At 63.3% G+C, this 23,615-nt stretch carries 23 protein-coding genes; 11 read left to right on the forward strand and 12 right to left on the reverse strand.

Features of this window, described 5'->3' with window-relative positions; all coding sequences use genetic code 11:
* Positions 1-150 precede the first annotated feature (150 nt).
* The 7 genes from PHAMO_RS07995 (at position 151) to PHAMO_RS08025 (ending at position 6,572) form a co-directional block, all read left to right on the forward strand.
* A complete protein-coding gene (locus PHAMO_RS07995) occupies positions 151-1,944 on the forward strand; it encodes a DNA polymerase III subunit gamma/tau (RefSeq protein ID WP_002728197.1) in 1,794 nt (597 codons plus the stop codon).
* Complete coding sequence (locus tag PHAMO_RS08000) at positions 1,941-2,264, forward strand: YbaB/EbfC family nucleoid-associated protein (protein WP_002728199.1); 324 nt, start codon at positions 1,941-1,943, stop codon at positions 2,262-2,264. Before PHAMO_RS07995 ends, PHAMO_RS08000 begins: the two co-directional genes overlap by 4 nt.
* Positions 2,265-2,325: 61 nt before the next feature.
* Positions 2,326-2,919 carry a recombination mediator RecR gene (recR, locus tag PHAMO_RS08005; RefSeq protein ID WP_002728201.1) on the forward strand — a complete coding sequence of 198 codons (594 nt, stop codon included), beginning with the start codon at positions 2,326-2,328 and terminating at the stop codon, positions 2,917-2,919.
* Between the two features lie 159 nt (positions 2,920-3,078).
* Entirely contained in the window at positions 3,079-3,690 is a 612-nt protein-coding gene (locus PHAMO_RS08010; RefSeq protein WP_002728203.1) for a paraquat-inducible protein A, read from the forward strand.
* The gene (locus PHAMO_RS08015) at positions 3,687-4,322 is read left to right on the forward strand and encodes a paraquat-inducible protein A (RefSeq protein WP_002728204.1); all 636 of its coding nucleotides are present in this window, start codon (positions 3,687-3,689) and stop codon (positions 4,320-4,322) included. The genes PHAMO_RS08010 and PHAMO_RS08015 overlap by 4 nt, the downstream gene beginning before the upstream one ends.
* On the forward strand, positions 4,312-5,937 hold the full coding sequence (locus PHAMO_RS08020) for a PqiB family protein (RefSeq protein ID WP_040566457.1): 1,626 nt from the start codon (positions 4,312-4,314) through the stop codon (positions 5,935-5,937). The genes PHAMO_RS08015 and PHAMO_RS08020 overlap by 11 nt, the downstream gene beginning before the upstream one ends.
* Positions 5,934-6,572, forward strand: coding sequence for a PqiC family protein (locus tag PHAMO_RS08025; RefSeq protein ID WP_002728206.1), 639 nt, complete (start codon positions 5,934-5,936; stop codon positions 6,570-6,572). The genes PHAMO_RS08020 and PHAMO_RS08025 overlap by 4 nt, the downstream gene beginning before the upstream one ends.
* Before the next feature lie 27 nt (positions 6,573-6,599).
* On the opposite strand, the gene PHAMO_RS08030 is transcribed toward PHAMO_RS08025, so the two are convergent.
* Both PHAMO_RS08030 and PHAMO_RS08035 read right to left on the reverse strand, forming a co-directional pair.
* On the reverse strand, positions 6,600-7,544 hold the full coding sequence (locus PHAMO_RS08030; RefSeq protein ID WP_002728207.1) for a sensor domain-containing diguanylate cyclase: 945 nt from the start codon (positions 7,542-7,544) through the stop codon (positions 6,600-6,602).
* Positions 7,541-8,092 (reverse strand): GGDEF domain-containing protein, encoded by a 552-nt coding sequence (locus PHAMO_RS08035; protein ID WP_002728208.1) that lies wholly within the window; start codon positions 8,090-8,092, stop codon positions 7,541-7,543. The genes PHAMO_RS08030 and PHAMO_RS08035 overlap by 4 nt, the downstream gene beginning before the upstream one ends.
* Positions 8,093-8,264: 172 nt before the next feature.
* On the opposite strand from PHAMO_RS08035, the gene PHAMO_RS08040 reads away from it, so the two are divergent.
* The gene (locus PHAMO_RS08040) at positions 8,265-9,038 is read left to right on the forward strand and encodes an alpha/beta fold hydrolase (RefSeq protein ID WP_002728209.1); all 774 of its coding nucleotides are present in this window, start codon (positions 8,265-8,267) and stop codon (positions 9,036-9,038) included.
* Here the strand turns inward: PHAMO_RS08040 and PHAMO_RS19385 are convergent.
* The gene (locus PHAMO_RS19385; RefSeq protein ID WP_155801614.1) at positions 9,017-9,328 is read right to left on the reverse strand and encodes a hypothetical protein; all 312 of its coding nucleotides are present in this window, start codon (positions 9,326-9,328) and stop codon (positions 9,017-9,019) included. The genes PHAMO_RS08040 and PHAMO_RS19385 overlap by 22 nt on opposite strands.
* A gap of 175 nt (positions 9,329-9,503) precedes the next feature.
* Here PHAMO_RS19385 and minC point away from each other — a divergent pair, with 175 nt between their 5' ends.
* From minC to minE, 3 genes are read left to right on the forward strand one after another with little or no spacing between them, the layout of a single operon-like run.
* The gene (gene minC / locus PHAMO_RS08045; protein ID WP_002728210.1) at positions 9,504-10,229 is read left to right on the forward strand and encodes a septum site-determining protein MinC; all 726 of its coding nucleotides are present in this window, start codon (positions 9,504-9,506) and stop codon (positions 10,227-10,229) included.
* A 25-nt stretch (positions 10,230-10,254) separates the two neighbouring features.
* Positions 10,255-11,067, forward strand: coding sequence for a septum site-determining protein MinD (minD, locus tag PHAMO_RS08050; RefSeq protein ID WP_002728211.1), 813 nt, complete (start codon positions 10,255-10,257; stop codon positions 11,065-11,067).
* Positions 11,064-11,330: a cell division topological specificity factor MinE gene (minE, locus tag PHAMO_RS08055; RefSeq protein WP_002728212.1), complete on the forward strand. Its 267-nt coding sequence runs from the start codon at positions 11,064-11,066 to the stop codon at positions 11,328-11,330. The genes minD and minE overlap by 4 nt, the downstream gene beginning before the upstream one ends.
* A gap of 636 nt (positions 11,331-11,966) precedes the next feature.
* Here the strand turns inward: minE and gyrB are convergent.
* The 9 genes from gyrB to PHAMO_RS08100 all read right to left on the reverse strand — a co-directional run bounded on the left by gyrB (position 11,967) and on the right by PHAMO_RS08100 (position 23,580).
* Positions 11,967-14,429, reverse strand: coding sequence for a DNA topoisomerase (ATP-hydrolyzing) subunit B (gyrB, locus tag PHAMO_RS08060; RefSeq protein WP_002728214.1), 2,463 nt, complete (start codon positions 14,427-14,429; stop codon positions 11,967-11,969).
* 9 nt (positions 14,430-14,438) lie between these two features.
* Positions 14,439-15,623: a DNA replication/repair protein RecF gene (recF, locus tag PHAMO_RS08065; protein ID WP_002728215.1), complete on the reverse strand. Its 1,185-nt coding sequence runs from the start codon at positions 15,621-15,623 to the stop codon at positions 14,439-14,441.
* A complete protein-coding gene (dnaN, locus tag PHAMO_RS08070; protein ID WP_002728216.1) occupies positions 15,620-16,738 on the reverse strand; it encodes a DNA polymerase III subunit beta in 1,119 nt (372 codons plus the stop codon). The genes recF and dnaN overlap by 4 nt, the downstream gene beginning before the upstream one ends.
* A 93-nt stretch (positions 16,739-16,831) precedes the next feature.
* On the reverse strand, positions 16,832-17,023 hold the full coding sequence (locus PHAMO_RS08075) for a hypothetical protein (protein ID WP_040566458.1): 192 nt from the start codon (positions 17,021-17,023) through the stop codon (positions 16,832-16,834).
* A gap of 270 nt (positions 17,024-17,293) precedes the next feature.
* Positions 17,294-17,914, reverse strand: a complete 621-nt coding sequence (locus PHAMO_RS20305) for a cold-shock protein (protein ID WP_002728218.1) — start codon at positions 17,912-17,914, stop codon at positions 17,294-17,296.
* Positions 17,915-18,050: 136 nt separating this feature from the next.
* Positions 18,051-18,764: a phosphatase PAP2 family protein gene (locus tag PHAMO_RS08085; protein ID WP_002728220.1), complete on the reverse strand. Its 714-nt coding sequence runs from the start codon at positions 18,762-18,764 to the stop codon at positions 18,051-18,053.
* Positions 18,765-18,766: 2 nt separating this feature from the next.
* Entirely contained in the window at positions 18,767-19,870 is a 1,104-nt protein-coding gene (lptG, locus tag PHAMO_RS08090) for an LPS export ABC transporter permease LptG (protein ID WP_002728222.1), read from the reverse strand.
* A 106-nt stretch (positions 19,871-19,976) separates the two neighbouring features.
* Complete coding sequence (asnB, locus tag PHAMO_RS08095) at positions 19,977-21,887, reverse strand: asparagine synthase (glutamine-hydrolyzing) (protein ID WP_002728224.1); 1,911 nt, start codon at positions 21,885-21,887, stop codon at positions 19,977-19,979.
* Between the two features lie 67 nt (positions 21,888-21,954).
* Positions 21,955-23,580 (reverse strand): tetratricopeptide repeat protein, encoded by a 1,626-nt coding sequence (locus PHAMO_RS08100; RefSeq protein ID WP_002728227.1) that lies wholly within the window; start codon positions 23,578-23,580, stop codon positions 21,955-21,957.
* Positions 23,581-23,615 lie beyond the last annotated feature (35 nt).

Here is a 23,615-nt window from a genome sequence, read left to right on the forward strand (position 1 = left end):
CAATCGTAGCAACGGTATGACGTTCAAGCCCTTCAGGGCTTGCGAGCATTTCCGATTCTGTCTACCAGCTGTTCAACGGGCTGAGATAACCGCACCTGAAGGGGTCGCGCGGGACTTTGCATCGGCGACGGCGCGATATATTCTGCCGCGATGACCGACATCACCGCTCCCGCTCCGTACCGCGTCTTGGCCCGCAAGTACCGGCCAACTGATTTTGCCGGTTTGATCGGGCAGGAGGCGATGGTTCGCACCCTGTCCAACGCGATTCGCGGCGGCCGTCTGGCCCACGCCTTCGTCCTGACCGGGGTGCGCGGGGTGGGCAAGACCACCACCGCCCGCATCATCGCCCGTGCCTTGAACTGTATCGGCCCCGATGGAAAGGGCGGCCCGACCATCGAGCCGTGCGGTGTGTGCGAGCATTGCCGCGCCATCGCCGAGGACCGTCATGTCGATATCTTGGAAATGGACGCCGCCAGCCGTACCGGCATCGACGACATCCGCGAACTGACCAATCAGGTGCGGTATCGCCCGACCTCGGCGCGCTACAAGGTTTTCATTCTCGACGAAGTGCACATGCTGTCGGAGAAGGCGTGGAACGCGCTTCTGAAGACGCTTGAAGAACCCCCGGAACACATGAAGTTCGTGTTCTGCACTACCGAAATTCGCAAGGTGCCGGTGACGGTGCTGTCACGCTGTCAGCGCTTCGACCTGCGCCGGGTCGAAATGGACGTTCTGTCCCGCCATTTCGCCGCGATTGCCGCCAAGGAAGAGGCCGAGATCGAGCCGGGCGCGCTGGCGATGATCGCGCGGGCCGCCGATGGATCGGTTCGCGATGGCCTGTCGCTGCTCGATCAGGCGATCAGCCATGGCAGCCGTCAGGTTACCGAGGCCCAAGTCCGCGACATGCTCGGGCTGGCTGACCGCGCCCGCGTGTTCGATCTGCTGGATGCGGTGTTTAAGGGCGAAATTGCCCCGGCGCTCGATCTGATCGACCAGCAATATGCAGCCGGAGCCGATCCGGTGGTGGTGATCCAGGATATGCTGGAACTGGTCCACTGGCTGACCCGGCTGAAAGTTTCTCCCGCTGCCGCCGACACCGCGGGTGTCTCTGAAACCGAGCGGGTGCGGGGCGGCCAGATGGCCGGGGGGCTGTCGCTGGCGGCGTTGACCCGCGCCTGGCAAATGCTGCTGAAGGGGTTGGCCGAGACCCGTTCCGCCCCCAGTCCGATCCAGGCGGCCGAGATGGCGGTGGTGCGGCTGGCCTTTGCCGCTGAATTGCCCAGCCCGGCCGAACTGGTCGAACAGCTTCGCTCTGGCGTGATGCCGCCGCCGCGTGGGCCATCGGGTGGTGGCGCGCCTTCCGGCGGCGGTCGGGTCGAAGCAATCGGCGGTCATGCTCCGGTTCCGTCCGGCCATGGCGGTGGCGGTGGCGGCGGTGCGGTGGCGTTGCGGGCCGAGCCGGTTCCATTGAATCCGCCGGTGTCCCTGCCGCCGATGCCGACCAGTTTCGCCGAGGTGGTGGAGCTGTTTTCCGAACGGCGCGAAGGTGTGTTGGCTGTCAGCCTGCGTACCCAGGTCAATCCGGTTTCGTTTGCGCCCGGTCGGATCGAATGGCGTCAACAATCGAAAGCGCCGTCCGATCTGGCTCCCAAGGTCGCCCGATTGTTGTCGGACTGGACCGGGCGGCGCTGGACCGTCACGCTGAATGCGACCGAACCTGCCGAACCAACTCTTGCGGAGCAGGAGGCGGGCGCCGAGTTGCGCCGCCGCCAGGACGCCGCCAACCATCCTCTGGTCAAAGCGGTTATGGCCGCTTTTCCCGGAGCCGCGATTGAGGCCGTGCGCGATCTCGACGTGGCACCGTCGCCCGAGCCTGCGCCCGACGAGGGCGAAGCCGGGCCTGATATTGAACTCGAACTGTTTCCTGGAGAGGAAGATCTATGAAGAACCTGGGTAATCTGATGAAGCAGGCCTCGCAGATGCAGGCCAAGATGGGCGAGATGCAGGCCAAGTTGGCCGAGACCGAAGTCGAAGGTTCGGCTGGTGCGGGCATGGTCCGGCTGACTATTACCGGCAAGTACGATCTGCGCAAGGTCTCTATCGATCCCGCCCTGGTCAATTCCGAAGAGATCTCGGTGCTGGAGGATCTGATCCTCGCCGCCTTTGCCGATGCCAAGACCAAGGCCGAGGCCGTGATGCAGGAAGAGATGGAGAAGATCACCGGCGGCATGGGGCTGCCCGCTGGTCTGAAGTTGCCGTTCTGATCCCCCCGGCCGGACTCCCGGCGGGGCGGGGGCCGGCCGCTCCGGTTCGGGTTTGACCGCGATGGTCGGACCCGAAATCGAGCGGTTGATCCAGTTGTTAGCGCGTCTGCCCGGCTTGGGGCCGCGTTCGGCCCGGCGGGCGGCGCTGAAACTGCTGGAACGGCGCGAGACTCTGATGGAGCCGCTGGCGCGGGCGATGACCGATGCCGCGGCGCGGGTTGCTCCCTGCCGCCTGTGCGGCAATTTCGATACCGTCGATCCCTGTGCAATCTGCGCCGATCCTCGCCGCGATCCCACTTTGTTATGCGTGGTCGAGGATGTCGCCGCGCTGTGGGCGATGGAACGAACCGGCAGCTTCCGTGGTCGTTATATCGTGCTGGGGGGGCTGCTGTCGGCGTTGGATGGCCTCGGTCCCGAGGATCTTGGCATTGACCGGCTGATCGAGCGCGCCGCCGCCCCCGATCTGGCCGAGGTCATCCTGGCTTTGCCCGCGACCGTCGAAGGACAGACCACCGCGCATTATCTGGCCGAGCGTTTGGCGGGGGGGCGGGCCGCGGTGTTTGGGTTGGCTCAGGGGGTGCCAATCGGCGGCGATCTCGATCATCTTGATGACGGGACCATCACGGCCGCCTTGCGGGCGCGCCGCCGGGTTTGAACACCGTGGCCGTTCCCGATTCCATGTGGTTTTTCGATAGGAACAGGCGCTCGATCCGTGCAACGCTGACCGTCGGAGCCGAGGGCAGACAGCCCCCCATCCGGGATGATAGCGTTTGGCACTCTTCTCGCCTTTTGCAAACCGACAAAGCGGATCGACATGACGGAAGAGCTTGGCGCCTGTCCCGAATGCGACGCCCTATACCGGAGACGACGGTTGAAACGAGGCGAAACCGCGCGCTGCCCGCGTTGCGGTGCCCGCCTGTATGGTCGATCCCGGATTGGCCCCGATCAGATGTTGGGGTTGGTGACCGGGGCGCTGCTCACGTTTATCATCGCCAATGCTTATCCGATCGTCGTGATGCAGGTGCAGGGCGTCAGTAACAGCGCCACGCTGTCCGGCAGTATCGTGACCTTGTGGACCGAGGGGCGGCGGCTGATGGCCGTGCTGGTTTTCGCGACGACTCAATTGTTTCCGTTGCTCGATTTGCTGGCGATGACGGCGTTGCTGTCGGTCGCGGTGCGGATGCGGCAGGGCGGGGCGACACGTCCGGTCTGGTTCGCGCCGCTGCTGCGTTTTCTCCAGTCGATGCGCCCGTGGGGAATGACCGAAGTGTTCATGCTGGGAGTCCTGGTCGCCCTGGTCAAGCTGTCGAACATGGCTCACATCCTGCCGGGCGTGGCGTTGTGGGCATTCGGTGCCCTGACGATCCTGTTGGCGGCGATCCTGACCTTCGATCTGCGGTCCTTGTGGGATGAGAACGGATCATGACTGTGCTTCCCCCGATGGTGACGGCGGATCGAGTCGGGTTGGTGGCTTGCGACCATTGCGGCGCTCTCTCCCCCCGCCATCCTGGTCGGATGACCTGCCCCAGATGCGGCGGCGTCCTTCACCGCCGCAAGCCCGACAGCCTTAACCGCACCTGGGCCTTGTTGGTGGCGGCAATCATCCTGTACCTGCCCGCCAACCTTTTGCCGGTGATGGTAACGACCTCGCTGTTCCATAAGACTCACGACACTATCATCAGTGGCGTGGTCTATTTCTGGAACACGGGATCGGTTGGGTTGGCGGTGCTGATTTTTTCCTTCAGCATCTTGATTCCAATCCTGAAGATGGGAGCCCTTGGCTTCCTGGTGGTTTCGGTGCGTCATGGCTCGGCCCGGACCCGGCGCCAGCGCATGGTGCTGTTCCGCATCGTCGAATTCGTCGGTCGCTGGTCGATGCTGGATGTGTTCGTGGTCGCCCTGATGGCCGGTTTGGTCCGTTTCCATTCGCTGGCGATGGTCGAGGCCGGACCGGGTGCCGCCGCCTTTGGTGCGGTGGTGGTACTGACGATGTTGGCTTCCTTCAGTTTCGATTCCCGCCTGATCTGGGACAATGACGAGAGATGCGATGAGCGATGATCTGGTGCAGTCTGTCCCCGAGCCGGATGTTCACCCGCCCCGGCGCTGGGTGCCGTCGATGGTCTGGCTGGTGCCGCTGCTGGCGGCGCTGATCGGGGCGTCCCTGGTGATCCAGGCATTGCGGGAGAAGGGGCCGACCATCACTGTCAGCTTCGCCACCGCTGAGGGCATCGAACCCGGCAAGACCAAGGTGAAATTCAAGGCGGTCGATATCGGCGAGGTCACCGCCCTGCATCTGGCCGAAGATCGCTCGCAGGTGTTGGTGACGATCAATCTGGTCAAGGAGGCGAGCAAATTCGCCGTCGCCGACAGCCGGTTCTGGGTGGTACGCCCCCGTCTCGCCGGTAGCGGAGTCTCGGGACTCGATACTTTACTGTCGGGATCGTATATCGGCGTCGATGCTGGTTATTCGGACGAGACGCGCGATAATTTCACCGGCCTGGAAAGCCCGCCGGTGGTGTCGTCCGATGTGCCGGGCCGTCGTTTCGTTTTGAATTCAGAAGATATCGGTTCGCTTGATGTCGGCTCGCCGGTGTTCTTTCGCCGCATCCCGGTCGGTCATATCGAGAGCACCGAGTTGGCCCAGGATGGCCGCAGCCTGTCGCTTCGGATTTTCGTTAAGGCTCCTTACGACCGTTTTGTCACCACCAGCGCCCGTTTCTGGCATGCCAGCGGTATCGATCTGAAGATCGATGCCAATGGGGTCAAGGTCGATACTCAGTCGCTGGCTTCGATTCTGATGGGCGGCATTGCGTTTGAGACTCCGGCCGGGTCGGCTGAAGCGGAACCGGCTCAGAATGGGGCCGAATTCCCCCTGGCTGCCGACCATGGTGAGGCGTTGAAGAATCCAGAAGGTAATGCCTTTACCGTGCTGCTGCGCTTTCACCAGACTGTGCGCGGCCTGACCGTCGGGGCGCCGGTCGATTTTCGTGGCGTCGAAATGGGACGGGTACGCTCAATCGACCTGATCTACGATCGGCAGACCGGCGATTTCTCGCCGGTGGTGATGGTCGATGTCTTCCCCGAACGGCTGGCGATCGGTGCCCATGTCCGGAGCGGTAAGGACGCCGCCGCCGCACGGGCGAAAGGCATTGCCGATTTGGTGCGGCGGGGGCTGCGTGCTCAGTTGCGAACCGGGAGCCTGCTGACTGGGCAATTGTTCGTCGCGCTTGATTTCTTCCCCGACGCGCCGCCGGTTCGGTTCGATTCCTCGGCCGATCCGATGGAACTTCCCACTGTCGCCGGTGACTTCCAGGAATTGTATCAGCAGGTCCAGGGAATCCTGCGCAAGCTCGACAAGGTGCCGTTCGATACGTTGGGGCAGGACACCCACAAGGTGATGGTCGGACTCGATGCCAGCCTGAAGAGCCTTGACGCCGTGCTGCGCCAGACCGACCGTGATGTTCTGCCCGAGATTCGCGATAGCCTGAAGGAAATGCGTAAGACGGTCGAATCGCTCCAGACTCAGGCGGCGGCGGATTCGCCGTTGCAGCAGGACACCCGCCAAGCGCTGCAAGGGCTGGCCGAGGCGGCCCGCTCGCTGAAGACCTTGACCGACACGTTGGACCGTCAGCCGGAATCCCTGCTGCGCGGCAAGAAGGACCAGAACAGATGAGACACATCGCTCTAACCGCCGTGGGCGTCGCGGCGCTGCTGAGTCTGGCTGGCTGCGGATCATCCCCGCCACCGCGTTACCACGCTTTGTCGGGAGGGGCGGTTCCGGTCGATCTGGCTGGGGTGGGCAGTGCGGCAATGCTGGTCGAACTCTTGCCGCCCGCTCTTCCCGAGCGACTGAACCGCCAGGATCTGGTGTTGAGCGGGGGAGATGGGCGTCCGGTCGAGGTTCGCGATGGCGACCGTTGGGCCGCGCCGCTGGCCGATGAGATGCGCCAGATCGTCGCCGATGCCCTGTGGCGTCGTTTGCGTGCCGCCGACACGTATCGTGCGCCGGTGGCACTGTCGGCCAGTCCGTTGCCGCAATATCGTTTGGCGTTGCGGATCGAGCGTTTCGATGCCTCTCCTGGCCATCAGGCGTTGGTCGAGGGATCGTGGACCGTTCGTCGCCTGCCTCAGGGCGGTCCGGCGGTTTGCCGCGCCGGGTTTGTCATTCCGTTGCCGGGAACCTCGCCCGACGATGCCGTCGCCGCCTTGGCCGATGGCTCGACCCGGCTGGCCCGGACGATCGCCGCCAGCGTGGAGCGGTTGCATCGTGGCGAGGCCGATCCGTGCGCGGCGTCCGAGACCAAATAACCGCGTGGGTCTGTCGTCCCTCCGGGCCTATCGTCCGGCGATCGCCAGTGCGCCGCGGGTGGTGCGCTTGACGCGGTACATCGCGTCGTCCGCGGCCTTCATCAGAGTGTCCAGTCCATTGCCGTGACGGGGATAAAGGGCGATTCCCAGGCTGGCTCCGATGCGGACTTCACCACTGGGCAAAGCGAACGGGCGCTCCATCTCGGCGACAATCCGGGTGGCGATACGCCGTGCCAGCCGTACAGAGATATTTTCAGCCAGAACGACGAACTCATCGCCACCGATGCGCCCGATTGCGTCAGTGGCGCGGACACAGGAATGGAGCCGTCGCGCGACTTCCTTTAGCACAAAATCGCCCGCTTCGTGACCGAACGTGTCGTTGACTGGTTTGAAGCGGTCGAGATCGACGAACAAAATCGCGAATTCGCTCTGTTCCCTCTGTGCACGGACCAGCGCCTCCTCGACCAGATCGCGGAAACTGCGCAGAGTCCTCAGCCCGGTCAAGGCGTCGTGATTGGCCAAGCGGCGAATTTCTTCTTCAGCTTCTTTCAGCGCGGAAATATCGACGAACGCGAACAGCAGCAGATCCTCGCCCCGTATGGGGATTTCCGACAACGACACCAGCCCCCACACCAACCGTCCATCGGGACGGCGCAGTCGCAGTTCGAAATTGCGTACCTCGCCCTGTTCGATGAATGTCACCAGCATCCGTTCGCGGTCGTCGTGATCGACAAATAATTCGCGCCAGCCGTGGCCGAGGATTCCGGCTCCTTCAAACCCCAGCACTTCGTTGAAGAACCGATTGGAAAACAACACCCTCCCATCCTCGACCGCAACGATCAGGATTCCAGCCGGAACTGTCTCGTTGAAAGCGCGTAGGCGTTCATCGGTCAGCAGCAGCGATTCGAAGGACGGATCGGACTCGAGGGGCAAGGCGGGCACTTCGGTGGTGATGCCGGGTCTGGCATTCATGGTTGTGATCTTATCTCGGTCAGGATTGGGCGGGGCGGGTGCGCGACCTTGGTGCGGTTGCGACCCTCGCGCTTGGCGCGGAATAGGGCTTCCCCGGCGCGTTCCAGCGCGGCGGCGGGAGTCTCGCCATGCAGACCTACGGCGTCGGCCACGCCGATGCTGACCGAAAACGGGTCTGTCGCGGTCTCGGGCCTCGGCCCGACTCCAGCCAGGGTCGCGCGTATGGTTTCGGCCAGACGCAGGGCATCCCGCAACCCGGTTGCATTCAGCAATGCGGCGAATTTGTCGCTGCCCAGTCGTGCCGCAGGCGTTCCGGGCGGCAGCATTCCGACAATCGTGTGCGCCACCCGGATTAAAGCGTGATGAGCGCTCTCGTCACCGCGATCCTCGACCAAGGCGCGGTAATGATCGATGTCGAGAACCAGCAGGCATGATGGCTCCAGACGGTCGCGTCCGCGCCCGATCGCGGCACGAATGTCGGCGAACAGCGCCCCGGTTATCGCCGGATCTTCGTCAAGAAGAGAGACCTCCGTTGCTGATCCCATCATCGTTTCTCCTCCCAGGCCGCGTCGGTGCCCAGAACCCACCGGAGGCGCGACAACAGGTAACTTAAATAGTAGATTTATAGGTAATTTACCAGGGCTTTCGTCGCCGCTGGACTTTCGTCGGTATTCAGGGAAGGATTTCATCCTCCTTTTCCCCTTTCCGGAACCTGATCCAATGAGCGCGCTGTGGATTGATCTCGCGGCAGGACGCCAGTTCATCGAAGTGACCGAGGACCGATCCGATGGTCCCGTGGCGGTGCTGGTGCACGGTGCCGGGTCCGATCATGGAGTCTGGACCTATCAGGGGGCAGGGCTGGCTCGGCTGGGGTGGCGTGTGTTGGCGGTCGATCTGCCCGGTCATGGCCGTTCCAATGGAGCCGCGCCCGATTCGATCCCTGCTTTGGCTGATGCCCTGGCCGCTTTACTGGATGCGGCGGGGCTGCCGCCGGGGCTGGTCGTCGGTCATTCGATGGGAGCGCTGGCCGCCCTCGACTTTGCCGCGCGCTATCCTGGCCGGCTCACCGGGCTGGCGTTGCTCGGTGTGGCGGCGCGAATGCCGGTTCACCCCGCTTTGCTCGCTGCCGCCCATGACGATTTACCCCGCGCCGCTGCCATGATCGCGGGGTGGGGGCATGCAATCGAGGGGACGGATGCGGCGGAAGCGACCCGTCTTCTGCTTGAACGGTCGGTTCCCGGCGTGCTGGCGGCTGGACTTGCCGCCTGTGATGCCTATGACGGCTCGTGGGCCGCATCTCGGGTTGGCGTCCCCACCACGCTTATCCTGGGCGAAGCCGATAAGATGAGTCCAGCTAAAGCCGGGATGGCCCTGGCCGCCCTTATTCCTGGAGCGCACACACGGATCATCCCCGGTGCCGGCCACATGCTGATGTCGGAGCAGCCTGACGCCGTGTTGGATGCTTTGTCGGATCAGACGAAAAGATCGACCTGAAGTCCGCGTCGGGTTGGGTCTTTGGTCTTGTCTGTGGTCGTGGACTGCGTTGCCGACCCCACAGCGTCGGCGGTTTGTGCTGCCGATGCGACAGCACGAGCTTGCGCCGTTACGGTGTTCGACGCTGTTTTCGTCGTCGTTTCCGTCCCGGTGGTATCGTCGGTATTTTTTTGTAACTTCCCGCCGCTTCTGGCTGCCAGGACGTCGGCAGAGCTATAGCAGAGTAAGCCATTGACCAAAATTGGGTAATTGGTTTGGGCTGTTGTTGCTGCCAAGGCTGAGATGGACATACTATCCTCCCAATCCGCTCGCTAAATACAATTTCATCAGGCAATATATCAGCAATATAAGAAATTGTCACCGGGTGACCGAAGAAAAGCACTGCTTTGGCCGCCCGAGATGCTTCTGATTCTTGACCTCGCCGTTTCCGTGCGGCATGGTCCCGCTTCAGGGTGAGGATAAATCATGGGCATCGACGAACAGGGTGTGCGGCCAATCACCAGCATCACCGAAGAGGCTGCGCCGTTCCAACTGCGTGCCGCGTCTCTGACGCTGTTGACTTTGAAGGTGGTCAATCCGGCCGATCCCGAATTTTTCCCCCGGTTGGCCACTATGCTCTCGCTCGCACCAGGATTCTACCGCAACGCGCCGATCGTGCTCGATCTGTCGGGTACTGGGCTTAGACCTCCATGCGATCTGGTCGAGTTCTGCGTCCGAATCAAGGAACTGGGAATCGTTCCTGTCGGGATTCAGCGCGCCAATGCTGCGTGGGAACGCGCCGCTGCTCTGGCCGGGCTGCCGCCTTTTCCCACCGGCCGGGCCACAGACGCTCAACCGATAGCCAAGGAGCCGTCCAAGGCTGCCAGCGGCACCCGCATTCTGGCCGAGCCGGTGCGCTCTGGCCAGCAGGTCTACGCCCATAAAGGCGATCTGATTGTACTGGGCGCGGTCAGTCATGGCGCTGAATTGCTGGCTGATGGACACATACATGTTTATGGTCCATTGCGGGGCCGTGCCCTGGCGGGGATGAGCGGCGACAAGTCCGCCCGTATTTTTTGTCGTGCCTTCGATGCCGAATTAGTGTCGGTAGCCGGTCTCTACATGGTCAGCGAGCAATTGGAGCCGACTCTAATCGGCAAGCCCGTCCAGATTTGCGTCGATGGCGAGGCACTGGTTCAGCAGGCCCTGTAATCGTTTTTAAGATAGGGGAAAACCGTTGGCAAAAGTCATCGTCGTCACCTCAGGCAAGGGCGGAGTCGGTAAGACGACTTCTGCGGCGGCGTTGTCTGCCGGTCTTGCCTTGCGCGGGTTCAAGACCGCCGTCATCGATTTCGACGTCGGCCTGCGGAATCTCGACCTCATCATGGGCTGTGAGCGTCGGGTGGTGTACGATTTTATCAATGTCATCAATGGTGACGCCAAGCTGCATCAGGCTCTGATCAAGGACAAGCGGCTGGAAAATCTGTTCGTGCTGCCGACGTCGCAGACTCGCGACAAGGACGCGCTGACCCAGGACGGGGTCGAGCGGGTGATCGGCGAACTGCGCGAAGAGTTCGACTATATCATTTGCGACAGCCCCGCCGGGATCGAGCGCGGTGCGTTTCTTGCGATGTATTTCGCGGACGAGGCGATCGTGGTGTCGAACCCCGAAGTTTCGTCGGTGCGCGACGCCGACCGAATGATCGGCCTGTTGACCAGTAAGTCGCGCCGAGCCGAGCAGGGCGAGCCGATTATCCAGAATCTGCTGCTGACCCGCTATGACGTCGAGCGGGTCGAGAAAGGCGAGATGTTGAAAGTCGAGGATGTGCAGGACATCCTGGCCGTGCCGCTGCTTGGCATCATTCCTGAATGCCCCTCGGTGCTTCAGGCGTCGAATGTCGGCACCCCGGTGATCCTGGATGAGAAGTCGCTGGCCGGACGGGCCTATGCCGAGGCTGTGGGCCGTCTCCTTGGCGATGATGTTCCAGTGACGGTTCCGCGTGGGTCCAAGCGTGGCCTGATCGACCGTTTGCTGAGGAGGACTGCATGAGCGTCCTCGGCATTTTCAGCCGTCGGCCCAAGAAAACCGCTGAAGCCGCTCGTGAACGGTTACAAATTTTACTGGCTCACGAGCGCGCCGGTCTGTCCGGCGCTGACTTCCTGCCCCAGCTTCAGCGTGAGCTGATCGAGGTTATCCGCAAATACGTTTCGGTCGATGAGGATCGGGTCCAGGTCAAGCTGGAGCGCGAACAGCATTTGTCGGTGCTGGAGGTCAACATCGAGCTTCCCACACCTTCTGAGCGTAATAACTGAACCTGTCCTCGGATCGAGGGTGTTCAGAACGACAAAAGCCCCGCCGGGTGACCGGCTGGGGCTTTTTCGTTGGGGGCATCGGTGCATCCACCATGAAAAACCCCCGCTTCCGGGGGGAAAAGCGGGGGCTATTTCTACTCGCCTGAACGCGGGGTGGGGCACGTTCTTGGCGCTGTGATCTGTGTCTCCTGGGGGGCAAGGACACAAACCGGAGGCGGGGAGTTCAAAGCCGCCGAGGATCAAGAAAGAGGTCTATTTCTGCTGTCAGGTGACCGTATGACCGAACATCATGTGAAGATCATGGCAGCGTCAGGATTACAGCAGCATTTCGGCGAGGTGAGGCTTTTGTAATGTTGGCGTGATCGTTTGGTTGGGGGGTGAAGCTATCCCACTCTTCTTTTCCGGGATTTTATGCCGGCCAACCCTCGATTTGACCCATCGGTCGGGACCTGGCCGCCATTGCGGCGGCGGCCAAGCGGGCGATTGAGCCGCGACAGCCCTGAAGGATCTACGGCCTTGGGCAGAATCCTAGAGTCGATTCCATTTGAATGGAAAAGACTCCAGGCTCGGCCGGGGGCCGGAATCGGCCCCCGTTCTTCTTGAGAAGAATCAACGAAGATATCGCCAAAAAACTGGCTATACGTCGAGGTTCGAGACCTTCAGGGCGTTGGACTGGATAAAGTCGTAACGCGGCTTGACGATATCGCCCATCAGGGTCGAGAACACCTGTTCGGCCTCGTCGGCTTGGGAGACCCGGACCTGGAGCAGGGACCGTGCCTGGGGGTCCAGCGTGGTTTCCCACAATTGCTCGGGGTTCATTTCGCCCAGTCCTTTATAGCGCTGGATCGCGACGCCCTTGCGGCCCTGTTCCATGATCGCCGACACCAGGGCGACCGGACCGGGCAACGCGGTTTCACGGTCTTTTGCGATCAGGGTTGCGGCGGCGGCAAAGCTTTCGCGCAGACGGGGGGCGAGGTCGAGCAGTCGCCGCGCCTCGGCCGACCGGATGATCGAGGCGTCCAGGGCGTGAGTTTCTGTAACGCCGCGCAGGGTACGAGCCATCACATAGCCGTCGCCTTCGTGCCAGCTTCCCTGCCAGCCGCGTTCCAGCGGCGTTTCCAGCATGTCGAGGCGGGCGGCCAGAATGTTGGCCATCGCCGCGCCGCCAACCGGATCGGTCAACAATGCGGGGTTGAACGCTCCGGCGATTGTGGCTTGCTCGGCCAGCGCCATCGGAACCCGGCGGGCCAGCGGGGTAAGCAGATGGCGGATGGTGCGGGCTTGTTCGGTCAGCGCGCGCAGATCGGCACCGCCTAACTGAATGCCATCGGCAAGGCGGAGCACTCCGTCCGACAGACCGGCGTCGATCAGGTAATCCTCAAGCGCGCGGTCGTCCTTCAGATAAACCTCGCTCTGGCCCCGCTTGGCGCGATACAGCGGCGGCTGGGCGATATAGAGGTAGCCGCGCTCGATCAGGGCCGGCATCTGGCGGTAGAAGAACGTCAACAGCAGGGTGCGGATATGGCTGCCGTCAACGTCGGCGTCAGTCATAATGATGATCTTGTGATAGCGCGTCTTGTTGACGTCGAAATCCTCGCGCCCGATTCCGGTACCGAGCGCGGCGATCAGAGTGCCGATTTCGGCCGAAGACAGCATCTTGTCAAAGCGGGCGCGTTCGACGTTCAGGATCTTGCCCCGCAACGGCAGGATTGCCTGACTGGCGCGGTTGCGTCCCTGCTTGGCCGATCCGCCCGCGGAATCGCCCTCGACGATGAAGAGTTCGGACAGAGCCGGATCGCGCTCCTGGCAGTCGGCCAGTTTTCCGGGCAGGGTGGCGATGTCGAGCACGCCCTTGCGCCGGGTCAGTTCGCGGGCCTTGCGGGCGGCCTCGCGGGCGGCGGCGGCTTCGACCACCTTGCCGACCACTTTGCGCGCCTCGGACGGGTGCTCTTCGAACCACTCCGCCAGTTTCTCGCCGACGACGTTCTCGACCACGGGGCGGACTTCGGAACTAACCAGCTTGTCCTTGGTCTGGGAGCTGAATTTCGGGTCGGGCACCTTGACCGATAGGACGCAGGTCAGTCCCTCGCGCATGTCGTCGCCGGATAGCGCAACTTTCTCTCGCTTCGAAATGCCCGATTCCGTGGCATAGGCATTGACGGTGCGGGTCAGCGCGGCGCGGAAGCCGGCCAGATGGGTGCCGCCGTCACGCTGCGGGATGTTATTGGTAAAGCAGAGCTGAGTCTCGTGATAGCTGTCGGTCCACTCCATCGCGACTTCGACCGTCATGCCGTCGCGCTCGCCCCTCACCACGATCGGAGGCGTGTGCAGCGAGGTCTTCGAGCGGTCGAGATAGCGGACGAATTCCTCTAATCCGCCTTCGTAGTGGAGGTCGCTGACTTTGTGTTCGCCGTGGCGAAGATCGGTCAGCCGCAGCCGCACCCCGGAATTGAGGAAGGCCAACTCGCGCAGGCGGTGTTCCAGGGTAACGAAGTCGAATTCAGTCTTGGTAAAAATTGTCGGGCTGGGCAGGAACGTAACCTCGGTGCCGGTATGGTCCCCGCACTCGGCGACCACCCGCAACGGCGCTTCGGATTCGCCCATGCGAAAGCGCATCGCATGCTCTTTGCCCGCGCGCCACACCCGCAGGTCCAGCACTTCGGACAATGCGTTGACGACCGAGACGCCGACGCCGTGCAGGCCGCCAGAGACCTTGTAGGAGTTTTGGTTGAACTTGCCACCTGCGTGAAGCTGGGTCATCACCACCTCGGCGGCGGAGATGCCCTCTTCGTCGTGGATGTCGGTGGGGATGCCGCGTCCGTTGTCGTTGACGGTGCACGACCCGTCGCCGTTCAGGGTGACTTCGACCCGGTCGGCATAACCGGCCAGGGTCTCGTCGATAGCGTTATCGACCACCTCATACACCATATGGTGCAGGCCCGAACCATCGTCGGTGTCGCCGATATACATTCCCGGACGCTTGCGCACCGCCTCCAGGCCACGCAGTACCTTGATGGAATCGGCACCGTATTCTTCGGCGCCGGCCTGAGCAAGGGTCTGCTCTGCGGGGTGGGGCAGGGGGGGCTGGGGGGTCGTCATCGTGTCACCTTACACTCCGTTGCCCGGATGGACGGACGCCTCCGCCACCCGGAAAAACTGGGCTCTGTCGCCAAATCCGCCGAACAGCGGGGCGTCGGTCCCAGTCATCCAACTCTGCGCCCCCAGGGCGCAAAGTTCGTCGAACAAAGCGGCGCGCCGGATTTCGTCCAGATGCGCCACTACTTCGTCGAGCAGCAGCAGGGGAACCCTGCCGCCGGTTTCCGATTGTACCCGGCATTGCGCCAGAACAATCGACACCAGAACCGCCTTTTGTTCGCCGGTCGAACAGCGTCCGGCGTCAATGTCGTGGGCGGCGTGGCGGACCAACAAGTCGCTGCGGTGCGGCCCGATGGTGGTGGTTCCCGCCGCCTGATCGCGCGGTCGGGCCGCTTTGAGAGCCGCCCGTAACTTGTCCTCGGCCTCGGGCCGTGCTAGCCCTTCGGCCAACCAACCCTCGACATCGCCGGTCACCGCCAGCCGGGCCGCCGGAAATGGCCCCAGACCCTGGCGGCAAGCCCGGTCCAGGGTTGCGGCCGTTTCCCGTCGGGCGCTCGCGACGGCGATGCCGTGGCGGGCCATCCCCTCTTCCAGAGCCGTCAGCCAGGACGGGTCCGGTCGGGGGCCGCCGTCGCGAGCGGTGCGGAGCAGGCGGGCGCGTTCGCGCATCGCATGCTCATAGGCTCCAGCCTCGGCCGCGTGGCCGGGCATCACTCCGAACGCCAGCCGGTCGAGGAATCGGCGTCGGCCGCCAGCACCCTCGGAGAACAGCCGGTCCATTGCCGGAGTCAGCCACAGTGCCGTGACCCGTTCGGCCAAATCTGCCGCGCGGGTCGTGCGTCCGTCGATCCGCACTACCCGCCGTTCGCTTCCCGCCTCGCGTCCAGTGCCGATTTCGACCGGACCGCCGGGTCCGCTTTCGACCTGGGCTGAAACCGCCCAGGGCGTCCCCGTTGGGGTGCCGATCCGGGCGATGTCAGCCAGAACCGCCCGCCGTAATCCCCGGCCGGGGACAAGGAAGGACAGCGCCTCCAACAGGTTGGTCTTTCCGGCTCCGTTGGGGCCGGTGAGAACCACCGGACGGGGATCGACCTCAAGCCGCAACTGACTGTAACAGCGGAAGTCGGACAAAGACAGCCGCCGCACCGCCAACCGACCGGGCGGACCCGCAGGCATGATCGTATCGGCGTCGGTCACACCCTCATCGGCATCAGGACGTAAATCGCGCTGCTATCGGCAACTTCCCTTACCACGGTCGGGGACGCGGCATCGGCCATCGCAAAGCGAGCGGTCTCGCCTTCGACTTGGGACAGGATGTCGAGCAGGTAACGCGAGTTGAAGCCGATTTCCAGCGGGGTCGAGTCGTAAGTGGCCTCGATCTCCTCGACCGCGCTGCCGCTTTCGGGGCTGGAGGCCGAGAGAGTCGCGGTGCCCCGCTCGATACTGAGCTTAATCGCCCGAGACTTTTCGGTCGAAATGGCCGAGACGCGATCAACCGCCTGGGCAAAGCTTTTGCAATCGACGTCGAGAACCTTGTCGTTATCGGTCGGAATGACCCGTTCATAATCGGGGAAGGTTCCGTCGATCAACTTCGAGGTCAGTTCAGCATCGGCGAAAGCGAATTTCAGCTTGGTCTCGGAGAGCGAAACGGTGATTTCACCGTCGGTCTCATCGATCAGCTTGCGCACTTCGGCGACGGTCTTGCGCGGGATGATGATGCCCGGCATGCCCGATGCGCCTTCAGGCATGGTGACCTCGGCTCGGGCCAGACGATGGCCATCGGTCGCAACCGCCCGCAACATCGCTCCATCGCTGCCGGTGGCGGCGTGGAGATAGATGCCGTTCAGGTAGTAGCGTGTCTCTTCGGTCGAGATCGCAAAGCGGGTGCGGTCGATCAGCGCCTTCAGTTCGGACGACGTCAGCGTGAAACTGAAGGGGAACTCGCCCCCCGACAACACCGGAAAATCCTCGACCGGCAGACAGGAGAGCGAAAATTTCGAGCGGCCCGAGCGCAGGGTCATCTGACCATCGTCGGGTTTGAACTCGATCTCGACCTGGCTGCCCTCGGGCAACTTGCGGACGATATCATAGAAGGTGTGGGCCGGTGCGGTGGTCGCTCCGGGCTGGCTGATGTCGGCCGGAACCGTTTCAGCGATGTCAAGATCCATGTCTGTGGCGTTCAGCGAAAGTCGCCCTGAGCGGCCCTCAAGCTTAACGTTCGACAGAATCGGAATAGTGGTGCGGCGCTCGACCACGCTTTGTACATGGGCCAGCGACTTCAACAGAGCCGCACGCTCTATGGTCAGTTTCATGATGCTTTGCCGACACCCCAAAAGTGATGCAAACCTGCTCCCCTCTGACAGGGGCGGGCAGTATATCACAGGCTGTGATGTCAAAAAGTCTTTTCAGGGCTGGTCAGGGGGCGCGGTCTCGACAGACGAGGGCGGCGCAGCCGTCGCGCCGCGCAGGGCTCGGGTTAGAGCCATTCCGGCGGCAAAAGCAGCGGAAAGATAAGGGCCGCGCCCATGCGGAGCCGGATCTTCGCCAGCCAAGGCCAGGGCTTCATGAATCTCACGCAGTTCCGCCGGTCCCAGCATTGATAGGCTGCTCCGCTTGGCTTTAAAGGCGGATCTACTGTGCGCCAACCGGGTCGCGAAGGCGACAGTTTTTTGTGCGCCGCACAAATTGATTCTTTGGTGGGGCAGTGACGGGTGGTTTTCAACCGTGCCGTTTATCTCTTTCGGGAAGCGGGGCAGAAGCGCGGATGTTTCCATCCGCGCTCCCATACCCATAAGAGCATCCCTCTCGGCTTCGGGAGTCCCAAAGCCGTCATGGGGCGCTCCATCGTTCCCAGACGGGAGCGATGTTTAGATCAACGCCACCGAATCGGCCTGCGGCCCCTTCAGGCCGAGGGTCGTGGTGACGCGGACGCGCTGCCCCGATTCCAGGGTCGGGATGCCCGAGCGCTCCAGCGCCTTGGCATGGACGAACACGTCCTTCCCGCCTTCGTCAACCGCGACGAAGCCAAAGCCCTTCTCGGCGGAGAAGAACTTGACCACGCCTTCAACGGTCTGGGTCGGGCCACGCTCTTCGCGGCGGGGTCCGCCAGCACTCGCCCGGGGGGTCTCGGTCGCGGTCGAGACATCGACCTCGTGCACGAACACCACCTGAGGGCCACGCTGTCCAGCGCCCAGATCGCAAAGCAGGGTAGTGCCCTCGGCCACCTGGCTGAGACCGGCCCGTTCCAGCGCGGAAATGTGCAGGAAGGCATCCGGCGAGCCGTCCGCGGGGGCGACAAAGCCAAACCCCTTGGACGCGTTGAACCATTTCACCGTGGCGGTGACATTGGCCTGATTGACCAATTGACGGTCGAAGGAGCTGGGTCCGACAGCGCGCGGCGTGCGCGGCTCGTATGCCGGCTCGCCAAAGTCGTCCCGCCGCCCCCGATCCCTGGAGCGGCTGCCATGATTATCTCGGTTCCATGCCATTGTGTCGTTCTCGTCGTAAGCTACACAAGTCCTCCGCACCCATGCGGAGGCATTCCGCCCGGATTTTCGCGCCCAGGTCAGCCTGATCAAATATAATTACCTGAAGAAAGCCTCGTCGCCTAGGGGATTACGGCGATCAAAGTGACGTCGAACCAAGTTTTTTTGCTGGCCAGAAAACCTCTCGTTTGATCAAGGTTTGGTGCAGCCACAGGCAAAGACCGCTGACCAGCAGTCCCGAAACCAGCACATCCGACAGAAAATGGCCGCCTTGAGCGATCCGCGCCAGCCCAACCATTGATCCAAAAATCAACGCAGAAGCTACCGAAAGGTGTCGCCGTCGTGGCGGTGACAGTAGCGCGAATGCGACGGTCCAGAAGCCTAAGGCGGCATGCCCGGACGGGAACGAGCAATTATCGTCGCACTGATTAGAGGGAACGAACGGCAGGACATAGGTGTTGGGGCCGGAGAATTCGGCGATCGTCGATGGACGGGGACGGCCCCAATGATCCTTGAGGACGACATTGACCACCAACCCCGGCCCCAGCGCCAGGGTCGCCAGCAGATATAGCGCAACGCGCGGCCCGACCCCCAGTATCGGCCGGTGCCTGATCGCAGCGATCACGCCAAGGATTGCAACCGCTGCCGCCAGTGCGAACAGGAAAATCGGTAGGATCTTGCGGACGAAATCGCCCAACGGGGCGACGCGGAAGGGGAAATAGCTCTGTTCCGCATCGAAGAAGCTGCGAGTCAGCCCGATCTCGATCTGGGGAAACAGGATCACCGCCAGCAGCAGCGCCAGCGGGAGTCCCCATACGGCGATCCTAAGCACCCGCTGAGTTCGATCCCCCATGTTCAGCCGTCCTCAAGGTGAAACAGCCCGGCCATCCCGACCAGACCGGCGAGCACAGCGGGCGACCAGGCGGCCAGAAATTGCGGCAAGGTCGCCGACAGGCCCAGGGCATAGACGACCCGCGAGAAGAAATAGACGGCGAATCCAGTTGCCACCCCGCCGCCGACCCGCGCCGTCAATCCACCCGAGCGCAGGTTGGGATTGAGAGAGAACAGAGCGGCCATCAACACCATGCCACCATAGAGCGGCGGCGAGGCCAGCAGCGAGTTCAGGTAAAGCCGGTGCTTGTTGGCGGTGAAGCCCGCCCGCTCGAAGAAGTGGATGAAGCCGGGCAACTGCCAGAACGACAGAGTTTCGGGCGAGGCGAAATTATCGTGGATGCGTTCAAGGGTCAGTTGAGTCGGAATCCGCATCGTCTCGACGAATTCCGATGGCCGCCCTGCTTCCATCACCCAGGCGCGGCGGACATCGAACGCGCCATCGGCCAGAGTGGCGGTTTCAGCACTGATCCGGCGCGAGAAATGATCTGGACGATCGTACAGGAAGAACTGGGCGTCGCGCATCAGCAGGGTCAGCCCCTCCTGCCGCACTTCAAGCGAATGGACGACCATCTCCCCATCATTATGGGGTTCCCGCAACCACAGCCCGACCTCGGACAAATCGAACGCGGTCTTGTTACCGCGCAACATCTCGTCTTGCAGGCGGTCATAGCGGTCGAACATCGCGGCCGCCAGTGGGTTGAAGATGGTGATTTCAATCGCGCCAAACAGCACCACCACTCCCATGACCGGAGCGATGAACTGCCACACCGACACCCCGGCGGCCCGCGCTACCACCAGTTCATGCGAGCGGGTCAGCCGCCAGAAACAGATCATCGATCCGATCATCACCGCGAAGGGCAGGATGGTATGGAGCATTTGTGGCAGCTTCAGCACCGCCATCAGCAGAATCAGCCCCATCCCGAGATCGGGCCGACCGGCGGCGCGACGAATCAGCTCGATCACGTCGAACAGCAGAATCATCCCCAGAATCACCGCCAGCACGGCAGCGAAGGAGACGATGAACTGGCGGGCGATATAGCCGCTTAACAGGGGCGACAGGCGCATAGTATCCGGTTCCGCAACTGATCGGGGGTGATAGCGGATCTGGACCGCAATTCGCAGCACAGAATGCGCATGATCGTCCGTTCGGTTTCAAGCGTTGTGAACGGCATCATTCCCGTCCCTCCAGCCAGGCCTGGAACATCAGAACGTGCCACAGCTCGGTCTGCCAGGATTTGGCCCCCGAGCGGTGCTCGCGCCAGCATTGCGCCACTAAGGGGGCGTTCAACCAGCCCTGGCGCGACAGCCGGGCCTCGGACAGCATGTCGTCGGCCCAAGGGCGCAACCGCCCCCTCAACCATTTTCCGACCGGCACCTCGAATCCCATCTTGGGACGATCGACCAGGGCGCGCGGAACATGCCGGAACAGCACGTCGCGCAACACCGCCTTGCCGGTGCCGCCGTTGATCTTGAAGTCGGACGGCAGGCTCCATGCGAAATCGGCGATCTCGTTACCGAGGAACGGCAACCGCGCTTCCAGCGACGAAGCCATCGTCGTCCGGTCGGTCTTGACGCACAAATCGTCGGCCAGATACAGGCCGACATCCAGCAGCATTACCGCCAGCGCCGGGTCGGCCAGCGGGGCCGCCGTGCCAAACGGTTCCAGCGTCTGCGCCAGCGGAACCGGGGAGGGCATGCCACGCCAGCGGGTGTAATGCAGCGACAGCAATTCGGCCAGGCTTCCGGCACTGAATGCTTCAGCGGCACGGCCCAGGCGATAGCCCGGATGGCTGCGGCGACGGCGGAAGGCGGCACCGACACGAGCCAGGCTCTCCGCCGGCCCGGCCAGGAGCCGTGCTCCGGTCGCCAGTCCGCGACGCAGCGGCGCGGGAATCCGGCTCAGACGGGTCCAGTCGGCGGGCAGAGAGCGATAGATCCCATAGCCGCCGAACAATTCGTCGGCACCATCGCCGGACAGAGCCACCGTCACATGTTTGCGGGTAATTCGGGCCAGCAGGGCAGTGGGCAGAGCCGCCGGGTCGGCAAACGGCTCGTCGAACAGCCGTGGCAGGTCTGGAACCATCGTCAGGGCTTCATCTTCGCCGACCCGAAGTTCGGTGTGGATGGTGCCCAGATGTTTGGCGACGGCCCGCGCATGGGCGCTTTCGTCGAGACCAGCTTGATCAAACCCGACCGTGAAAGAGTGAACCGGGCGGTCGCTCAGGCGGCTCATCAGCGCAGCCGTCAGCGACGAATCGATTCCACCCGACAGGAACACGCCCACCGGCACGTCGGCCTGCATCCGCAAGGCGACCGAGCGGCGCAGCAACTCTTCAAGCTGATGCACGGCGTCGTCGCGGCTGCCGGTGAAGCGCCCGGCCATCTCGGCGGCGCGCTCTTGCGCCGACCAGTAGCGGGTGGTGGTGACGTTGCCGTCTGCGGTGACGGTCATCAACGTGCCGGGTTCCAGCTTGCGCGCACGGCGATGGATTGTGTGCGGGGCCGGAATCCAGCCCATCCGCAGATAAAGGGCCAGTGCGTCGCGGTCGATCGCTCCGTTCCAGGCGGGATGAACCGCGAGCGCGCGCAGTTCCGAACCGAACAGCATCACTCCGTCGGACAAAGCCCAATAAAGCGGCTTTTCGCCGAAGCGGTCGCGGCCCAGGGTCAGCCGTCGTTCGGCCCGGTCCCATACGGCGAAGGCGAACATGCCGTCGAAGCGCTCGACCGCGCGCTCGGGTCCCCACGCAGCCACCGCTTCGAGCAGGACTTCGGTATCGGAACGGCCGCGCCAAGCCGTATCGCGGCCCAACCGTGCGCGCAGTTCGGCATGGTTATAGATCTCGCCATTGAAGACCACGACCCAACGGCCATCGTGCGAGACCATCGGCTGGTGTCCCTGCGGCGACAGGTCGAGAATCGACAGGCGGCGAAAGCCGAGCGCCAGTCCGGCCTCGTCGTCGTTCCAGGTGCCGTGATCGTCCGGGCCGCGATGGATCAGGGTCGCGGCCATCGCTCCCGCCGTGGCGGCGGGGTCTGGAGTCCGGGCGGACAGGTCGAAAAAACCGGCGAAACCGCACATCGGGGGGAATCCATCAGGGGCATGAAAGCCGCAAAGTAGCTGCGGGAGTCCGGCGCGGCTAGAGATTTCACGCGGTCAGACGTAGGGCTGCCACCCATCCGGGAACGTCGAGTCCCGCTTCGCGGCGGCTGACCGCCGGCTCGAACAGCACCACCGCAAACCCGCACGCCTTGGCCTGTGCCTCGACATAGCCCGCGCTGTGAGCATAACGATTGCCAGCCCCTAAGCGGTAGTCTTGATCGTCACAGCGTTCCAGGGTACAGGCGAATACGCCACCGGGCTTCAGTGCCTGCGCCGCCGCCGCCAGCAATGGCCCCAACGCGCCGAAATAGACCAGCACATCGGCGGCGGCGACCACGTCGTAACGCGCCTGCCGCGCCGACAGTCCGGCGATCAGTTCGCCGACCTCCAGGCTGTCGTACAAGCCGCGTCGTCTGGCTCGATCGACCATCCCCGACGAGATGTCCAGCCCGTCCAACCGTGCCGCCAGTGGTCGCAGCACTGGCGCGGCCAGTCCGGTGCCACAACCGGCGTCGAGTATCTCCAATCCCTCGCGGCGCTCCAGCACACGGGACAGAATCTCGCCCACCTGCTCGGGGCCGCAATAGCCCAGGCCATCGACCAGAGCGGATTCGAAATGGCTGGCGTAATCGTCGAACAACTGGCGGACATAGGCGTCGGGCGCTCGCTCGGGCGGGGCGGCGGCTCCGACTTGGGCCAGTCCCAGCGCCGCACCGACCCGGTCGGCGGGGTCAAGCCGCAGACAGATGTCGTAGTGAATTGCCGCCCGGTCGATCTGTCCCAGCGCCCGGCGGCTCTCGGCCAGACACCAATGCGCCTGAACTGACTTCGGTTCGATCGATACGACCCGCTCGAACGCGGCCGCTGCGCCGTCATGGCTGTTCTGGGCCACCCGGATCAGCCCCAGTTCCAGCCAACCCGCGCTGTCCTGCGCCGCCAGCTGGGTGGCGCGCTCGGCCTCACTGCGGGCTTCGTCCAGCCGGTTCAGCCGTCGCAACGCCCCGGCCAAGGCGGCGGCGGTGGCCGCATGGTTGGGCCGCAACTCTGCGGCGCCGGTCAGAATGGTCAGAGCCGCCGACAGACGGTCGCGGGCGATCAGCACCAATCCATAGTTATAAAGTGCCGTTGCCCAACTTGGACGTAATTCCAGGGCGCGCTCAAGAAACACGGCAGCTTCGTCCGACTGACCGGCTTCATGTAACAGCGAGCCAAGACAGCACAGTGCTTCGGCGTGGCGGGGGTTGGCGGCGACGGCGCGGCGGCAATGGTCGATCGCTTCGTCGCGCTGCCCGCTTCGCCCCAGAATTTCGCCCAGTCGGGCATGGGCTTCGGCGTGGGTGGGAATGGCGTCCAATACGGCGCGATAGTGCAGGCCAGCGGCATCCAAATTTCCCTGCGCTTCCAGCGCCCGGCCCAGAGCCAGACGCGGCACCGGCTGGCGGGGATCGGCGGCAACGGCCCGCATCAGGTGTTCGACCGCCTTGGCGATCTGTCCTTGTTGTTGAGCAATCAGACCAAGGAGATAATGAGCGCCGCCAAATTCGGGGTGCCGGGTGGCAAGCCGTCTCCCCAGCCGTCGCGCCTCGGCACGGTCGCCGGCTTCCCAGGCTTTCATTGCGATGGCGAATTCCTCGCCGACGGTCATCGTGGAGCGATCGCTACCTGTCTTCATTATTTTAGATCCAAGAGGGGACGCAGAGTATCCGG

The sequence above is a fragment of the Magnetospirillum molischianum DSM 120 genome (genome assembly GCF_000294655.1).
GTDB classification, from domain to species: Bacteria; Pseudomonadota; Alphaproteobacteria; order Rhodospirillales; family Magnetospirillaceae; genus Phaeospirillum; species Phaeospirillum molischianum.

Excerpts from the sequence above, each read along its gene's own strand:
- PHAMO_RS07995 (WP_002728197.1), top strand. The coding sequence starts at position 151 with ATGACCGACATCACCGCTCCCGCTCCGTACCGCGTCTTGGCCCGCAAG.
- PHAMO_RS08035 (WP_002728208.1), bottom strand. The coding sequence starts at position 8,092 with ATGATGGGATCAGCAACGGAGGTCTCTCTTCTTGACGAAGATCCGGCG.
- PHAMO_RS08100 (WP_002728227.1), bottom strand. The coding sequence starts at position 23,580 with ATGAAGACAGGTAGCGATCGCTCCACGATGACCGTCGGCGAGGAATTC.
- PHAMO_RS08020 (WP_040566457.1), top strand. The coding sequence starts at position 4,312 with ATGAGCGATGATCTGGTGCAGTCTGTCCCCGAGCCGGATGTTCACCCG.
- dnaN (WP_002728216.1), bottom strand. The coding sequence starts at position 16,738 with ATGAAACTGACCATAGAGCGTGCGGCTCTGTTGAAGTCGCTGGCCCAT.
- gyrB (WP_002728214.1), bottom strand. The coding sequence starts at position 14,429 with ATGACGACCCCCCAGCCCCCCCTGCCCCACCCCGCAGAGCAGACCCTT.
- PHAMO_RS08040 (WP_002728209.1), top strand. The coding sequence starts at position 8,265 with ATGAGCGCGCTGTGGATTGATCTCGCGGCAGGACGCCAGTTCATCGAA.
- lptG (WP_002728222.1), bottom strand. The coding sequence starts at position 19,870 with ATGCGCCTGTCGCCCCTGTTAAGCGGCTATATCGCCCGCCAGTTCATC.
- PHAMO_RS08010 (WP_002728203.1), top strand. The coding sequence starts at position 3,079 with ATGACGGAAGAGCTTGGCGCCTGTCCCGAATGCGACGCCCTATACCGG.
- PHAMO_RS20305 (WP_002728218.1), bottom strand. The coding sequence starts at position 17,914 with ATGGCATGGAACCGAGATAATCATGGCAGCCGCTCCAGGGATCGGGGG.
- PHAMO_RS08085 (WP_002728220.1), bottom strand. The coding sequence starts at position 18,764 with ATGGGGGATCGAACTCAGCGGGTGCTTAGGATCGCCGTATGGGGACTC.
- PHAMO_RS08000 (WP_002728199.1), top strand. The coding sequence starts at position 1,941 with ATGAAGAACCTGGGTAATCTGATGAAGCAGGCCTCGCAGATGCAGGCC.
- PHAMO_RS08030 (WP_002728207.1), bottom strand. The coding sequence starts at position 7,544 with ATGAATGCCAGACCCGGCATCACCACCGAAGTGCCCGCCTTGCCCCTC.
- recR (WP_002728201.1), top strand. The coding sequence starts at position 2,326 with ATGGTCGGACCCGAAATCGAGCGGTTGATCCAGTTGTTAGCGCGTCTG.
- PHAMO_RS08015 (WP_002728204.1), top strand. The coding sequence starts at position 3,687 with ATGACTGTGCTTCCCCCGATGGTGACGGCGGATCGAGTCGGGTTGGTG.
- PHAMO_RS08075 (WP_040566458.1), bottom strand. The coding sequence starts at position 17,023 with ATGCTGGGACCGGCGGAACTGCGTGAGATTCATGAAGCCCTGGCCTTG.
- PHAMO_RS19385 (WP_155801614.1), bottom strand. The coding sequence starts at position 9,328 with ATGTCCATCTCAGCCTTGGCAGCAACAACAGCCCAAACCAATTACCCA.
- minC (WP_002728210.1), top strand. The coding sequence starts at position 9,504 with ATGGGCATCGACGAACAGGGTGTGCGGCCAATCACCAGCATCACCGAA.
- asnB (WP_002728224.1), bottom strand. The coding sequence starts at position 21,887 with ATGTGCGGTTTCGCCGGTTTTTTCGACCTGTCCGCCCGGACTCCAGAC.
- minE (WP_002728212.1), top strand. The coding sequence starts at position 11,064 with ATGAGCGTCCTCGGCATTTTCAGCCGTCGGCCCAAGAAAACCGCTGAA.
- PHAMO_RS08025 (WP_002728206.1), top strand. The coding sequence starts at position 5,934 with ATGAGACACATCGCTCTAACCGCCGTGGGCGTCGCGGCGCTGCTGAGT.